General features: G+C 40.3%; 14 protein-coding genes. 12 read left to right on the top strand and 2 right to left on the bottom strand.

The genetic code is table 11. From position 1 onward, the window contains the following. Positions 1-63 precede the first annotated feature (63 nt). From pgk to glnA, 5 genes are all read left to right on the top strand, one after another. Positions 64-1,260 carry a phosphoglycerate kinase gene (gene pgk / locus AB6M99_RS01410; RefSeq protein ID WP_121835053.1) on the top strand — a complete coding sequence of 399 codons (1,197 nt, stop codon included), beginning with the start codon at positions 64-66 and terminating at the stop codon, positions 1,258-1,260. A gap of 652 nt (positions 1,261-1,912) precedes the next feature. Beyond that, the gene (locus AB6M99_RS01415; protein WP_121835054.1) at positions 1,913-2,407 is read left to right on the top strand and encodes a hypothetical protein; all 495 of its coding nucleotides are present in this window, start codon (positions 1,913-1,915) and stop codon (positions 2,405-2,407) included. Positions 2,408-2,553: 146 nt separating this feature from the next. Beyond that, positions 2,554-3,072 (top strand): aromatic acid exporter family protein, encoded by a 519-nt coding sequence (locus AB6M99_RS01420; RefSeq protein WP_121835055.1) that lies wholly within the window; start codon positions 2,554-2,556, stop codon positions 3,070-3,072. Between the two features lie 86 nt (positions 3,073-3,158). Beyond that, positions 3,159-3,527, top strand: coding sequence for a MerR family transcriptional regulator (locus tag AB6M99_RS01425; RefSeq protein ID WP_121835056.1), 369 nt, complete (start codon positions 3,159-3,161; stop codon positions 3,525-3,527). 32 nt (positions 3,528-3,559) lie between these two features. Next, positions 3,560-4,906 (top strand): type I glutamate--ammonia ligase, encoded by a 1,347-nt coding sequence (gene glnA / locus AB6M99_RS01430; RefSeq protein ID WP_121835057.1) that lies wholly within the window; start codon positions 3,560-3,562, stop codon positions 4,904-4,906. Between the two features lie 576 nt (positions 4,907-5,482). On the opposite strand, the gene AB6M99_RS01435 is transcribed toward glnA, so the two are convergent. Together AB6M99_RS01435 and AB6M99_RS01440 are read right to left on the bottom strand one after the other, a co-directional pair. After that, positions 5,483-7,162: a ribonuclease J1 gene (locus AB6M99_RS01435; RefSeq protein ID WP_121835058.1), complete on the bottom strand. Its 1,680-nt coding sequence runs from the start codon at positions 7,160-7,162 to the stop codon at positions 5,483-5,485. A 1-nt stretch (position 7,163) separates the two neighbouring features. After that, on the bottom strand, positions 7,164-7,394 hold the full coding sequence (locus AB6M99_RS01440; RefSeq protein WP_121835059.1) for a DNA-dependent RNA polymerase subunit epsilon: 231 nt from the start codon (positions 7,392-7,394) through the stop codon (positions 7,164-7,166). Between the two features lie 233 nt (positions 7,395-7,627). Between AB6M99_RS01440 and tsaB the strand changes: the two genes are divergently transcribed. From tsaB to gap, 7 genes are all read left to right on the top strand, one after another. Continuing rightward, positions 7,628-8,308 carry a tRNA (adenosine(37)-N6)-threonylcarbamoyltransferase complex dimerization subunit type 1 TsaB gene (gene tsaB, locus AB6M99_RS01445; protein WP_121835060.1) on the top strand — a complete coding sequence of 227 codons (681 nt, stop codon included), beginning with the start codon at positions 7,628-7,630 and terminating at the stop codon, positions 8,306-8,308. A 1-nt stretch (position 8,309) separates the two neighbouring features. After that, on the top strand, positions 8,310-8,717 hold the full coding sequence (rimI, locus tag AB6M99_RS01450; RefSeq protein ID WP_121835061.1) for a ribosomal protein S18-alanine N-acetyltransferase: 408 nt from the start codon (positions 8,310-8,312) through the stop codon (positions 8,715-8,717). Positions 8,718-8,751: 34 nt separating this feature from the next. Continuing rightward, positions 8,752-9,759: a tRNA (adenosine(37)-N6)-threonylcarbamoyltransferase complex transferase subunit TsaD gene (gene tsaD, locus AB6M99_RS01455; protein WP_121835062.1), complete on the top strand. Its 1,008-nt coding sequence runs from the start codon at positions 8,752-8,754 to the stop codon at positions 9,757-9,759. 202 nt (positions 9,760-9,961) lie between these two features. Beyond that, positions 9,962-10,381 carry a 30S ribosomal protein S12 gene (rpsL, locus tag AB6M99_RS01460; RefSeq protein ID WP_121835063.1) on the top strand — a complete coding sequence of 140 codons (420 nt, stop codon included), beginning with the start codon at positions 9,962-9,964 and terminating at the stop codon, positions 10,379-10,381. Positions 10,382-10,399: 18 nt separating this feature from the next. Further along, positions 10,400-10,870 carry a 30S ribosomal protein S7 gene (rpsG, locus tag AB6M99_RS01465; RefSeq protein WP_121835064.1) on the top strand — a complete coding sequence of 157 codons (471 nt, stop codon included), beginning with the start codon at positions 10,400-10,402 and terminating at the stop codon, positions 10,868-10,870. Positions 10,871-11,165: 295 nt separating this feature from the next. After that, positions 11,166-13,244 (top strand): elongation factor G, encoded by a 2,079-nt coding sequence (fusA, locus tag AB6M99_RS01470; protein ID WP_121835065.1) that lies wholly within the window; start codon positions 11,166-11,168, stop codon positions 13,242-13,244. 578 nt (positions 13,245-13,822) lie between these two features. After that, the gene (gene gap / locus AB6M99_RS01475) at positions 13,823-14,833 is read left to right on the top strand and encodes a type I glyceraldehyde-3-phosphate dehydrogenase (protein WP_121835066.1); all 1,011 of its coding nucleotides are present in this window, start codon (positions 13,823-13,825) and stop codon (positions 14,831-14,833) included. Positions 14,834-14,966: the final 133 nt, after the last annotated feature.

Here is a 14,966-nt window from a genome sequence, read left to right on the forward strand (position 1 = left end):
TAGCAGTTTTGAACATTTTGTGATATAATGAACGAGTAAACTAAAAATTTAAGGAGCTTACTAATGGCTAAATTGACTGTTAAAGACGTAGAACTTAAAGGTAAAAAAGTTCTTGTCCGTGTTGACTTTAACGTGCCTTTGAAAGATGGTGTTATCACAAACGATAACCGTATCTCTGCGGCACTTCCAACAATCAAATACATCATCGAACAAGGTGGTCGTGCAATCCTCTTCTCACACCTTGGACGTGTGAAAGAAGAAGCTGATAAAGCTGGTAAATCACTTGCACCAGTAGCTGCTGATTTGGCTGCTAAACTTGGTCAAGAGGTTGCTTTCCCAGGAGCTACTCGTGGTGCTGAATTAGAAGCAGCTATCGACGCTCTTGAAGATGGGCAAGTTCTCTTGGTTGAAAACACTCGTTTTGAAGATGTTGACGGCAAAAAAGAATCTAAAAATGACGAAGAGCTTGGTAAATACTGGGCATCACTTGGTGATGGTATCTTCGTAAACGATGCATTCGGTACTGCTCACCGTGCGCACGCATCAAACGTTGGTATCTCAGCAAACGTTGAAAAAGCAGTTGCTGGTTTCCTTCTTGAAAACGAAATTGCTTACATCCAAGAAGCTGTTGAAACTCCAGAACGTCCATTCGTGGCTATCCTTGGTGGTTCAAAAGTTTCAGATAAAATCGGTGTTATCGAAAACCTTCTTGAAAAAGCTGATAAAGTCCTTATCGGTGGTGGTATGACTTACACCTTCTACAAAGCACAAGGTATCGAAATCGCTAACTCACTTGTTGAAGAAGACAAATTGGATGTTGCGAAAGCACTTCTTGAAAAAGCAAATGGTAAACTTGTCCTGCCAGTTGACTCAAAAGAAGCTGACTCATTCGCAGGTTACACAACTGTTCGCGATACTGAAGGTGAAGCTGTTTCTGAAGGCTTCCTTGGTCTTGACATCGGTCCAAAATCTATCGCTAAATTTGACGAAGCATTGACTGGTGCAAAAACAGTTGTATGGAACGGTCCTATGGGTGTCTTTGAAAACCCAGACTTCCAAGCTGGTACAATCGGTGTGATGGATGCTATCGTTAAACAACCAGGCGTGAAATCAATCATCGGTGGTGGTGACTCAGCAGCAGCTGCTATCAACCTTGGTCGTGCAGACAAATTCTCATGGATTAGTACGGGCGGAGGCGCAAGTATGGAATTGTTAGAGGGTAAAGTTTTACCAGGTCTTTCTGCATTGACAGAAAAATAGGCCTTGAAGGCTAGAAAAAAGAGACGCAGGTCTCTTTTTTCTGTACATCGCGTAGAGTTTCTACGAAGCAGTGCGAGTTAGAAAATCTAGCAAGGTATAAAGTTCTCCCTGGACTTGCAGCATTAACTGAAAAATAGGCGGTAAGTCAGAAATCTTTGATTTCGTAGACGCACCCCCGCAAGGCTGAATAGGTTGGTCACAAATGAAATGAAGTGAACTGCTATTCAGCTACTGCGTTCAAAAATGAAGGCTAGAGGTTGGGCAAGACTCAAATTTCCGCCTTGCTGTTAAAAATTGAACAAAATAAAATGGCTTAGAATCAACGTTTTTTGACGACGTTACTCTAAGTCATTTGCTATTTTTAGACTTTTTGCCCAGCCTCTGTGCATGGCGTAGAGTTTCTGTGACGCGTAGCGAACTAGAAAATCTGGCAAGGTGTAAAGTATTACCAGATTGGCAGATCTTGCTGAAAAATAGGAGATTTAAAGAGGGGTTACGGCCTCTCTTTGTTTATACAATTATGTTATACTGATGGCAAGACGTGCTATTTCTAATTTATCTATTCTGTATTGCAATAAAAATATAAGACTAGTAATATTTGAGCGCTATAAAAATAATAACTGTTTACAACAAAGAGAAAAGAGATTTGAGTATGTTGATTATTAACTATTTTATTCTTGCGGTGATGGTGTCTTTAATTCTTTGGATGCTAAAAGGAAGTCGACAGATATTTCAATTGACCGGTGTCTTTGAGAGGATAATGTTCTGTGTATCTTTTGTTTTAATCAGTTATAGCGTTGGTTTTGTTACTAGCTATTGGCTTTCAACGATGTTTCTAGTTATTGTATTGGTTACCTTTGGAATGGCTCTCTTACAGTGGATATTACCTTATTACAGTTTGAATTTGTGGAATCATCGTGCTTTAAATCTGTGCCAAACTTTTTTTCACTTAGTTTCATTTTTTTGTATTTGCTACCTTTTTGTCATTATTATGACTTTTGAAGATAAAGTCAATGTAGATGGATATAATCATTTGGTTGTTAACCAACTTGCAAAGCAAATTGCTCAGGTGGCAATAACACTCTTTCTGATTATTCAATTGCTACGGTTTATCTATGTGATGTTCTTTTTAAAGAAGAAAAATTAATGCTGTGCAGGGCGTGTGTTTGTGCAAGGAGAAAAAATATGAAATGTCTGTATCAATAATTTTGGGATGTTTTGAGAAAGAGGTTGAATTTATTTTATCTAACATATTTATCCCAAAAATCTTCTCGTTCATGTTAAAATAATCTTATGTTTAAAAATTATCGTTTTGACCCTAAAAAGTTTCGTTTGGGGATGAGGACTTTGAAAACAGGAATATCAGTTTTTTTAGTTATTTTACTGTTTCAATTTTTAGGTTGGGAAGGGACAAATATCGCGGCCCTGACGGCAGTTTTCAGCCTACGTGAGGATTTTGGGCAGAGTTTACACTTTGGAAGTTCTCGTATTTTGGGAAATACCATCGGAGGTCTTTATGCGGTGGCTTTCTTTGTTGTGTCTCAAATTCTTCATGGACAATCGTGGGTTTTCTTGATTTTTGTGCCTATTTGTACCATGCTGACGATTATGACCAATGTGGCAATGAATAATAAATCAGGGATTATTGGTGGTGTATCTGCTCTTTTGATTATTACCTTGTCCACTCCATCTGGTGGCCCGATTCAGTATGCAATTGTCAGGGTCTTTGAAACCTTTATCGGTGTTTTTATTGCAATTTTGGTCAATGCAGATGTTGACAAAATACGAACTTTAATCCAGAAAAGAAAATAATTCAAAATGATGTCACAAAATGTGACATAAATACTTGACAGACATTTTTTTAACCCCTATAATGTAAGAGTAACAGGAGTATTTTTGTGAAAGAAAAAGAACTAAGGCGAACGTTAGCAGTGTTTCCTATTGGAACCGTTATGAAATTAACGGATTTAACGGCGAGGCAAATTCGCTATTATGAAGATCAAGGTTTAATTTTGCCTGAACGTACTGAAGGTAATCGGCGCATGTATTCATTAAATGACATGGATCGTCTCTTAGAGATTAAGGATTTCTTGTCTGAAGGACTTAACATGGCGGCGATTAAGCGTGAGTACGAGGCTAGAAAAACTAAGAGTCAACAGAAAAAAGCTCTAACAGACGCTGATGTTCGACGACTTTTACAGGATGAACTTCGTACTCAAGCGGGATTCGGAGCTCCTAGTACGCAATTTGGTGGTATGCGCCTATAGCGCATCAAGATTTATTAAAATGGAGAATTTAAATGACAATCACAGCAGCTGACATCCGTCGTGAAGTCAAAGAGAAAAATGTCACCTTCCTTCGTTTGATGTTTTCAGATATTCTTGGAGTAATGAAAAACGTCGAAATTCCTGCGACTGAAGAGCAGTTGGAAAAAGTGTTATCAAACAAAGCCATGTTTGATGGTTCCTCAATTGAAGGGTTTGTCCGTATTAACGAATCAGACATGTATCTTTACCCTGATTTAGATACTTGGACAGTTTTTCCTTGGGGAGATGAAAATGGGGCTGTTGCAGGTCTGATTTGTGACATCTATACAGCTGAAGGTGAGCCATTTGCTGGGGATCCTCGTGGAAATCTTAAAAAGGCTTTGCGTCACATGGAAAAAGTAGGCTACAAGTCATTTAACCTTGGACCAGAACCAGAATTTTTCCTTTTCAAATTGGACGAACAAGGAAATCCAACCCTTGAAGTTAATGATAAAGGTGGCTATTTTGACCTTGCTCCGACTGACTTGGCAGATAATACGCGTCGTGAAATCGTGAATGTCTTGACGCAAATGGGCTTTGAAGTGGAAGCGAGCCACCATGAAGTGGCGGTTGGTCAGCACGAGATTGATTTCAAATATGCAGATGTCTTAAAAGCCTGTGATAACATCCAAATTTTCAAGCTCGTTGTTAAAACCATTGCTCGTAAACATGGGCTCTATGCGACCTTTATGGCGAAACCGAAATATGGTATTGCAGGTAGTGGGATGCACTGTAACATGTCTCTCTTTAATGATAAAGGAGAGAATGCCTTCTTTGATCCAGAAGATCCACGCGGAATGCAATTGTCAGAGGATGCTTATTATTTCCTAGGTGGTTTGATGAAACACGCCTACAACTATACGGCTATCATTAATCCAACTGTAAACTCATATAAGCGTTTGGTTCCAGGCTTTGAAGCGCCAGTTTACATTGCATGGGCTGGTCGTAACCGTTCACCGCTGATTCGTGTTCCAGCTTCACGTGGAATGGGAACGCGTTTGGAGCTTCGTTCGGTTGACCCAATGGCTAATCCCTATCTTGCCCTTGCGGTTCTCTTAGAGGCTGGACTTGATGGTATTGAAAATAAAATTGAAGCACCAGCTCCGATTGAAACAAATATTTATGCGATGTCTGCTGAAGAGCGTAGAGAAGCAGGTATTATTGATTTACCTTCTACGTTACACAATGCACTTAAAGCTTTACAAGAAGATGATGTTGTGAGAGCAGCTCTTGGTGATCATATTTACTACAACTTCCTAGAAGCTAAACGTATAGAATGGGCATCATACGCAACCTTTGTTTCACAATGGGAAATTGATAATTACCTTGATATTTATTAATGCTCATTCAAAATCAAAATTAGCATTTTAGAATCTCTAATATCATTGAGAGCGTAGCGAGAAAAAATGTCTCTTTCGTTATAGTGGTATTCTTATTAGTGAAACTGTCCAGTGGACAGCTGCAGCCCAAGCTTAGAAATCAAAGAGCGAGGGCAATTGGCTTGATAAGAACGGATTTTTGGGAGAACTACAGAAATTGAAAGTCAATTTCGTAGTAGTTCCCCGCAAGGATGATTAGGTTGGACGCTGTTGAGTAGTCAACAAGTACATCCAATCATCTACTGAGAAAAGTAGGTTCAAATCTAGCAATGAAACTCCAAAGGAGGTTTTTGATGTTGACTTTGTCAACTCTATTTCCCACCTCAAAAGGTTCCCCGAACCTTATCGACTGTGACGAACTCTGTTCGTCTTATTTCCCACCTCCAAAGATCTCCCAGACCTTTGGAGCGTCCGCACTTTTAAGAAAGAAACAAAAAGTAATTTTTGAATTTGGTTAAGTATAAAAAATAAAAGCTCTCTATGACGGAGAGCTTTTTGAGCGTGAAAAAACCGAGTTCGTAAGAACTCGGAAATAGTCTATTCATCGGGTGTTAAAATCATCGGAATGATAATTGGTTCACGCTCTGTTTTTTCGTACAGGAATGGACGGAGAGCATTGACCGCAGCGCCACTAACGGTTTGAACGCTAGCGTCTTTATTCTTAAGTGCGATACGAATAGCATTAAATAGCACGCGTTGGCTCTCGCGGATAAGGTCGCCAGATTCACGCATGTAAATAAAGCCGCGACTGAGAATATCTGGACCAGCCAATATCATTTTTGAATTGAAATCAACGGTAGCAACTGCTAGTACGACACCATCGTCAGATAAATCTTTACGGTCACGAAGGACTGCAGCGCCGATTTCACCGATACGGTTTCCGTCTACATAAACGTCTTGCGCGTTGAATTTTCCAGCCATACGAGCTGAATCTTTAGTCAGAGCAAGTACGTCACCATTTTCCATGATGAAAATATTTTCTTTAGGAACGCCGGTATCAACTGCTAGTCCGGCATGGACTTTTTGCATGCGGTATTCACCGTGTACTGGCATAAAGAATTTTGGCTTCATCAGGCGGAGCATGAGTTTTTGTTCTTGTTGTCCACCGTGTCCAGAAGTATGGATGTTATTGATTTTACCGTGAATAACTTCGACACCAGCTTCTTGAATGGTGTTGATGAGTTTGTTAACGCTAGTTGTGTTTCCTGGAATTGGACTTGATGAGAAAATAACAGTATCACCTGGTTGCAAGGTCACTTGACGGTGCATACCGTTAGCAATACGTGCTAGCGCAGCCATGGATTCCCCTTGAGAACCTGTACACATAATGAGGATTTCACTAGCGTGGTAGTTTTTCATCTCGCTAGGGTCAATGATTGTACCTTTTGGGACTTTGATGTAGCCAAGCTCAACACCGTTGATGATGGCTTTTTCCATAGAGCGACCAAAGACAACAATTTTACGCCCGGTTTTAACAGCAGCTTCTGCAGCCTGTTGGAGACGGAAAATATTTGAAGCGAAGGAAGCGAAAATGATACGTCCATCAATACCTTCGATAATTTTCATGATTGATTGCCCAACGACTTTTTCAGAATTGGTAAAAGTTGGCACCTCAGCATTTGTAGAGTCTGACAACAGACAGAGGACACCTGACTCACCAAGTGCTGCCATGCGGTGTAAATCAGCTGGTTCCCCTACAGGAGTGAAGTCAAATTTGAAATCTCCCGTACAAACTACCTTACCCTGAGGAGTGTGGATAACAATACCTAGTGGTTCTGGGATTGAGTGAGTTGTGCGGAAAAAGGTTACGCTGAGATTTTTAAAGGTTAACTCAGTGTTGTGATTGATTTCGTGAAGAGTCGCATCTCGAAGTAAGCCGTGTTCTTCCAGTTTACCTTTAATTAATGCAAGAGCAAGTGGTCCAGCGTAAATTGGGACATTAGCTTGCTTGAGCAAGAATGGGATACCGCCGATATGGTCTTCGTGCCCGTGAGTAATCACCAAGGCTTTAACACGGTTTAAGTTTTCAACGATGTAAGAGTAGTCTGGGATAACGTAGTCGATGCCAAGTAAATCATCTTCTGGGAATTTAATACCAGCATCTACGATAATAATCTCGTTTTGATATTCAATACCGTAAGTATTTTTTCCGATTTCACCTAAACCACCAATCGCATAAACCCCAACCTCATGTGGTTTTAGATTGATATTAGACATATTAAAGCTCCGTTAAGTTGAATACGCCAGTTTCTTTTTCGTAGGCAAGTGATTTATCATCCAAGAGTTGGATGTGCTCAATATTATAAGCAGTTTTTTCTTCAACTAGCTTACGGGCTTTGATGCGTCCTTCCAGTTCTGTTTGAGCATCAATCTCTAAATAGAGAGATTTAGTCGTCTCACGACGAGGGCTACGGTTTTTGGTTTCTTGATAAAATACTTTATAAATCATTAGATTTCCTTTCTTTTGAGCGGGCTGACTGTGCAAAAAGCCTTCCAAAACTAGCCTTGTTTTGAATGATTTTTATGTTAAGATCAGTCTAATCAATTTTTACCCGAGTTTACAATTATTATAATTATATCATAAAGTCTGTTTTGAGTAAAAAAATCAATTGAAAATCTTTGCAAAGGTTCGTATTTGTGATTTATGGTATAATTGAAAAAGATTATATCAAAGGAAGAACAATGAAAGTATTAGCATTTGATACCTCAAGTACAGCATTATCGGTCGCTCTTTTAAATGGCGACAAGGTAATGGCAGAACAAACACTTAATATCAAAAAAAATCATAGCATTAGCTTGATGCCAACAATTGATTTTCTGATGAAGCAACTTGATTGGGTGCCAACTGACTTGGATCGTATTGCCGTTGCACAAGGACCAGGATCTTACACTGGGCTTCGTGTGTCTGTAGCAACGGCAAAGACAATGGCTTACACACTTGATATTGATTTGGTCGGTGTGTCAAGTCTACAAGCGCTGTGCCCCAAAATAGAAGGCTTAGTAGTTCCTGTAATGGATGCTCGTCGGAATAACGTTTATGCTGGTTTTTATGAAAATGGCAGAGCAGTACAACAAGATTGTCACATCAATTTTACAACACTTTTAGATCAGCTAAAAGATATGGCTCAAGTGACTTTTGTTGGTGAAGTGGAAGCATTTCGAAGCCAAATTGTTGAAGCTCTGCCAAATGCGAGTATTCAACCGACCTTGCCATCGGCTACGACGATTGGAAAAATTGGTCAATCTTTATCGCCAGTTTCAGCGCATGCTTTTGTCCCAGAATATCTGAAAAAAGTAGAAGCAGAGGAAAATTGGCTTAAAACGAATCAAGAAGTTGAGACAACTTATATTAAGCGAGTGTAAGATGAGAGATAGGGCAAGTGAAATTTTCGAGGTTTTAACAGACGTCTATGGAACTTCTCCTTGGAATCTCGAACAGATTATTACTGACTTAGAACAGGAAAATACGGATTATTTTTTTGAATACATGAACGGTCAGCTTGGCGGTTTTTTATCTATTCAAAATCTAGTTGGAGAGCTAGAAATTACCAATATTGCAGTGCGAAAAGAATATCAAGGTCAAGGAGTTGCAAAACGCTTGATGGAACAGTTGGACGAACGTTCTGAAACTGTTTTTTTGGAAGTGAGAGAAAGTAATTTACCCGCGCAGGCTTTGTATCAGAAATACCATTTTGAAATGATTGGACGTCGTAAAGAGTATTATCACAATCCGATTGAAGATGCGATTTTAATGAGAAGAGAAAGGAAATAACGAGGGAATCTGAGAGATTCTTCTTGCTTAAATTATGACAGATAGATATATTTTAGCCATTGAGTCCTCTTGTGATGAGACGAGTGTGGCAATTGTCAAAAATGATAAAGAATTATTAACCAATATTATTGCCAGTCAGGTTGAGAGTCATAAACGGTTTGGTGGTGTGGTACCTGAAGTTGCCAGCCGTCATCATGTTGAAGTGATTACAACTTGTATTGCGGATGCTTTGACAGAGGCAGGTATCGAACCCAAAGACTTGTCGGCGGTGGCGGTAACCTATGGTCCAGGGTTGGTAGGAGCTCTCTTGGTTGGTATGGCTGCGGCAAAGGCTTTTGCGTGGGCTCACAATCTCCCGCTAATCCCTGTTAATCACATGGCAGGGCATCTGATGGCTGCGAATCAGACGCAGGAACTCCAATATCCCTTGATGGCGCTTTTGGTCAGTGGTGGCCACACGGAGTTGGTTTACGTGGAAAAAGCTGGCGCATATGAAATTGTCGGTGAAACCAGAGATGATGCAGTTGGTGAGGCCTATGACAAGGTCGGCCGTGTTATGGGCTTGACCTATCCAGCAGGTCGTGAAATCGATGAGTTGGCACACAAAGGTCAAGATGTTTACAATTTCCCACGAGCAATGATTAAAGAAGATCACCTAGAATTTTCGTTTTCTGGTCTGAAATCAGCTTTTATCAATCTCCATCATAATGCTGCTCAAAAAGGAGAAACGTTAGTAACAGAAGATTTATGTGCCTCTTTTCAAGAAGCAGTGCTAGACATTTTATTGGCAAAAACGAAAAAAGCTTTAGAACGTTATCCTGTTAGGCAGTTGGTTGTTGCAGGCGGTGTGGCGGCTAATCGAGGACTTAGAGAGCGATTGGCGAAAGAAATTACTGATATCGATGTCGTTATTCCTCCGCTTCGTCTCTGTGGTGATAATGCAGGAATGATTGCCTTAGCAAGCGTTGTTGAATATGAAAACGGACATTTTGCTGACTTATCTCTTAACGCCAAACCAAGCCTTGCTTTTCCCACAAAATAAAGCGAAATAAAATGATTTTCTAAGAAAAAATAGTTGACTTAAAGTACCGTATTTGATATTATATTAGACGGTACTTTTTACTTTTGGTCTCTCAAAAGTGTACAGAGACGTGCTGACAAATGTTGCAAAAGTACACACAGGATTGAGGTTGTCACCAAACGCTCTTTCCAACCAGAATTAAAAAAACACAGGAGAAATGTAGATGCCTACTATCAACCAATTGGTACGTAAACCACGTCAATCAAAAGTTGAAAAATCTAAATCACCAGCACTTAACGTTGGTTACAACAGTCACCGTAAAGTTCAAACAAACGTTTCTGCACCACAAAAACGTGGTGTTGCAACACGTGTTGGAACAATGACACCTAAAAAACCTAACTCAGCCCTTCGTAAATTTGCCCGTGTACGTTTGAGCAACCTTATCGAAGTTACTGCATACATCCCAGGTATCGGACACAACTTGCAAGAGCACAGTGTTGTTCTTATCCGTGGTGGACGTGTAAAAGACCTTCCAGGGGTACGTTACCACATCGTTCGTGGTGCACTTGATACTGCAGGTGTTGCTGATCGTAAACAAAGCCGTTCTAAATACGGTGCTAAACGCCCTAAAGGCGCTAAATAAGGAAGGGAGATAAGATAAATGAGTCGTAAAAACCGTGCTCCAAAACGTGAAGTTTTGCCAGATCCATTATATAATTCTAAACTTGTAACACGTCTTATCAACCGTGTTATGCTTGACGGTAAACGTGGTACTGCTGCGTCAATCGTTTACGGTGCTTTTGAAACAATCAAAGAAGCTACTGGTAATGATGCAAACGAAGTATTCGAAACAGCTATGGAAAACATCATGCCTGTTCTTGAAGTTCGCGCTCGTCGTGTCGGTGGTTCTAACTACCAAGTCCCAGTTGAAGTTCGTCCAGAGCGTCGTACAACTTTAGGTCTTCGTTGGTTGGTAAACGCATCACGTGCACGTGGTGAACACACTATGCAAGATCGTCTTGCAAAAGAAATCATGGATGCTGCTAACAACACAGGTGCATCAGTTAAGAAACGTGAAGATACTCACAAAATGGCTGAAGCTAACCGTGCGTTTGCTCACTTCCGTTGGTAAGATAGGATATTTTAGCGTTAAACAAATACTAGCCAAAATAGGGAAATTGACGCAGGAATCTCAGTTTCTAGGAAATTTTATCTTCTTGGCAGACATTTGTAGCTAAAATTCAACTAAGAACAGGATGCGAGGGCGTCAAGAAAAGTCTAGGAAGATTTATCTTTTTGACCGTTCGCTCTCAAGTCGAGTTCAATTTAACGCATAAACGTTAAAACGGGTGGGCCTCTGCCTATCCGTTTTTGTTAAAATATGCTATAATAAAACGTAAACAAATTTTTATAGGAGAAATAACCTAATGGCACGCGAATTTTCACTTGCAAAAACTCGTAACATCGGTATCATGGCTCACGTCGATGCCGGTAAAACAACAACAACAGAGCGTATCCTTTACTACACTGGTAAAATCCACAAAATCGGTGAAACTCACGAAGGTGCATCACAAATGGACTGGATGGAGCAAGAGCAAGAACGTGGTATCACAATCACTTCTGCTGCGACAACAGCACAATGGGATGGTCACCGCGTTAACATCATCGATACCCCAGGACACGTTGACTTTACAATCGAAGTTCAACGTTCACTCCGCGTACTTGATGGTGCGGTAACAGTTCTTGACTCACAATCAGGTGTTGAGCCACAAACTGAAACAGTATGGCGTCAAGCGACTGAATACGGTGTTCCACGTATCGTATTTGCTAACAAAATGGACAAAATCGGTGCTGACTTCCTTTACTCAGTAAGCACACTTCATGACCGTCTTCAAGCTAACGCTCATCCAATTCAATTGCCAATCGGTTCAGAAGATGACTTCCGTGGAATCATCGACTTGATCAAAATGAAAGCTGAAATCTATACTAATGACCTTGGTACAGATATCCTTGAAGAAGATATTCCAGCTGAATATGTTGATCAAGCAAATGAATACCGTGAAAAATTGGTTGAAGCAGTTGCTGAAACTGATGAAGAATTGATGATGAAATACCTCGAAGGTGAAGAAATCACTAACGAAGAATTGAAAGCTGGTATCCGTAAAGCGACTATCAACGTTGAATTCTTCCCAGTACTTTGTGGTTCAGCCTTCAAAAACAAAGGTGTTCAATTGATGCTTGATGCAGTTATTGACTACCTTCCAAGCCCAATTGATATCCCTGCAATCAAAGGTATCAACCCAGATACAGACGAAGAAGAAACTCGTCCAGCATCTGACGAAGAGCCATTTGCAGCCCTTGCCTTCAAGATCATGACTGACCCATTCGTAGGTCGTTTGACATTCTTCCGTGTGTACTCAGGTGTTCTTAACTCTGGTTCATACGTATTGAACACATCTAAAGGTAAACGTGAGCGTATCGGACGTATCCTTCAAATGCACGCAAACAGCCGTCAAGAAATTGAAACTGTTTACGCTGGTGATATCGCCGCTGCAGTTGGATTGAAAGATACAACAACTGGTGACTCATTGACTGATGAGAAAGCGAAAGTTATCCTTGAGTCAATCAACGTTCCAGAACCAGTTATCCAATTGATGGTTGAGCCTAAATCTAAAGCTGACCAAGACAAGATGGGTGTTGCCCTTCAAAAACTTGCTGAAGAAGATCCAACATTCCGCGTTGAAACTAACGTTGAAACTGGTGAAACAGTTATCTCAGGTATGGGTGAACTTCACCTTGACGTCCTTGTTGACCGTATGCGTCGTGAGTTCAAAGTTGAAGCTAACGTAGGTGCTCCTCAAGTATCTTACCGTGAAACATTCCGTGCATCAACTCAAGCTCGTGGATTCTTCAAACGCCAATCTGGTGGTAAAGGTCAATTCGGTGATGTTTGGATCGAATTTACACCAAATGAAGAAGGTAAAGGATTCGAGTTCGAGAACGCTATCGTCGGTGGTGTGGTTCCACGTGAATTCATCCCAGCGGTTGAAAAAGGTTTGATCGAATCTATGGCAAACGGTGTTCTTGCTGGTTACCCAATGGTTGACGTTAAAGCTAAACTTTACGATGGTTCATACCACGATGTCGACTCATCTGAAACTGCCTTCAAGATCGCTGCTTCACTTGCTCTTAAAGAAGCTGCTAAATCAGCACAACCAGCTATCCTTGAGCCAATGATGCTTGTTACAATCACAGCACCAGAAGATAATCTTGGTGATGTTATGGGGCACGTGACAGCTCGTCGTGGACGTGTTGACGGTATGGAAGCTCGTGGTAACACACAAGTTGTACGTGCTTACGTTCCGCTTGCTGAAATGTTTGGTTACGCAACAGTTCTTCGTTCTGCAACTCAAGGACGTGGTACATTCATGATGGTATTTGACCACTATGAAGATGTTCCTAAGTCAGTTCAAGAAGAAATCATTAAGAAAAACAAAGGAGAATAATTCTCCAAAGCGCCTGCCTAGTGTAGGTGCTTTTTTGTGGTTGTAGCTTTAGAGATTATTAGAAGGTCTCTGTCAAAAATAATACTCATCCAAAATCAAAATTAGCAGTTTAAGTCAAATCAAGAACCAATAAATGGATTGATTTTCCAGAGCTTCTTCCGCCATAGTGGTATTCTTATTAATGAAACTGTCCAGTGGACAGTTTCAGCCTGAGCTTAGAAGTTAAAGTCAATTAGTTTTTATTTAGTATTTTTGTTAGCACTTCTCCTAATGTGGTGTGGGGCGCTCAAAAGGTCTCCCAGACCTTTTGAGCGTCCGCACTTTTAAGAAAGAAACAAAAAGTAATTTTTTATTTTTGTTAAGTATAAAGTGAGAATAAATGAATTTTTTATGTTGTGAAAAGACTAACAAAAAAAGCAGAGGAAAGCGGTTTAAGAATTTGCATTTTCTTCTTATAAGTTATATAATAGATATGTTGAAAGTTGCTTGTACCTTTTCAAGTTAAGCTTTTCACAATTGCTAAAGGGGTAACCCTTAATAAAAATATTTACTTGATTTTCATAAGGAGGAAATCACACATGGTAGTTAAAGTTGGTATTAACGGTTTCGGACGTATTGGTCGTCTTGCTTTCCGTCGTATCCAAAACGTTGAAGGTGTTGAAGTTACTCGTATCAATGACCTTACAGATCCAAACATGCTTGCTCACTTGTTGAAATACGATACAACTCAAGGTCGTTTCGACGGTACAGTTGAAGTTAAAGATGGTGGATTTGAAGTTAACGGTAAATTCGTTAAAGTTTCTGCTGAACGCGAACCAGCTAACATTGACTGGGCTGCTGACGGTGTAGAAATCGTTCTTGAAGCTACTGGTTTCTTTGCTTCTAAAGAAAAAGCTGAGCAACACATCCATGCAAATGGTGCTAAAAAAGTTGTTATCACAGCTCCTGGTGGAAACGACGTTAAAACTGTTGTTTTCAACACTAACCACGACATTCTTGACGGTACTGAAACAGTTATCTCAGGTGCTTCATGTACTACAAACTGTCTTGCACCAATGGCTAAAGCTCTTCACGACAACTTTGGTGTACAAAAAGGTCTTATGACAACAATCCACGGTTACACTGGTGACCAAATGGTTCTTGACGGACCACACCGTGGTGGTGACCTTCGTCGTGCTCGCGCTGCTGCAGCTAACATCGTACCTAACTCAACAGGTGCTGCTAAAGCTATCGGTCTTGTAATCCCAGAACTTAACGGTAAACTTGACGGTGCTGCACAACGTGTTCCAGTTCCAACAGGTTCTGTAACTGAATTGGTTGCAACTCTTGACAAAAAAGTTACTGCTGAAGAAGTTAACGCTGCTATGAAAGCTGCTTCAAACGAATCATTTGGTTACACTGAAGACCAAATCGTTTCTTCAGATATCGTAGGTATCTCATTTGGTTCATTGTTCGACGCAACTCAAACTAAAGTTCTTGAAGTTGATGGTGAGCAATTGGTTAAAGTTGTTTCATGGTACGACAACGAAATGTCATACACTTCACAACTTGTACGTACTCTTGAGTACTTCGCAAAAATCGCTAAATAATTAGTGTGAAAAGAACCTTAGGGTTCTTTTCTTTTGTAATAAAATGTTATCGTTTTCAAAAAATGATACCTGAACGACATTTTCCTCTTTACAGATAATATGCTGAGTTGTAAAATAAGCTTATAAAAATTAA

The sequence above is a fragment of the Streptococcus hillyeri genome (assembly GCF_041081565.1).
In the GTDB taxonomy this organism is placed as follows: Bacteria; Bacillota; Bacilli; order Lactobacillales; family Streptococcaceae; genus Streptococcus; species Streptococcus hillyeri.

Bases quoted from the DNA above. Each gene is read 5' to 3' on its own strand.
- fusA (WP_121835065.1), top strand. From the start codon at position 11,166: ATGGCACGCGAATTTTCACTTGCAAAAACTCGTAACATCGGTATCATG.
- pgk (WP_121835053.1), top strand. From the start codon at position 64: ATGGCTAAATTGACTGTTAAAGACGTAGAACTTAAAGGTAAAAAAGTT.
- rimI (WP_121835061.1), top strand. From the start codon at position 8,310: ATGAGAGATAGGGCAAGTGAAATTTTCGAGGTTTTAACAGACGTCTAT.
- AB6M99_RS01440 (WP_121835059.1), bottom strand. From the start codon at position 7,394: ATGATTTATAAAGTATTTTATCAAGAAACCAAAAACCGTAGCCCTCGT.
- glnA (WP_121835057.1), top strand. From the start codon at position 3,560: ATGACAATCACAGCAGCTGACATCCGTCGTGAAGTCAAAGAGAAAAAT.
- rpsG (WP_121835064.1), top strand. From the start codon at position 10,400: ATGAGTCGTAAAAACCGTGCTCCAAAACGTGAAGTTTTGCCAGATCCA.
- gap (WP_121835066.1), top strand. From the start codon at position 13,823: ATGGTAGTTAAAGTTGGTATTAACGGTTTCGGACGTATTGGTCGTCTT.
- AB6M99_RS01415 (WP_121835054.1), top strand. From the start codon at position 1,913: ATGTTGATTATTAACTATTTTATTCTTGCGGTGATGGTGTCTTTAATT.
- rpsL (WP_121835063.1), top strand. From the start codon at position 9,962: ATGCCTACTATCAACCAATTGGTACGTAAACCACGTCAATCAAAAGTT.
- AB6M99_RS01420 (WP_121835055.1), top strand. From the start codon at position 2,554: ATGTTTAAAAATTATCGTTTTGACCCTAAAAAGTTTCGTTTGGGGATG.
- AB6M99_RS01435 (WP_121835058.1), bottom strand. From the start codon at position 7,162: ATGTCTAATATCAATCTAAAACCACATGAGGTTGGGGTTTATGCGATT.
- tsaD (WP_121835062.1), top strand. From the start codon at position 8,752: ATGACAGATAGATATATTTTAGCCATTGAGTCCTCTTGTGATGAGACG.
- tsaB (WP_121835060.1), top strand. From the start codon at position 7,628: ATGAAAGTATTAGCATTTGATACCTCAAGTACAGCATTATCGGTCGCT.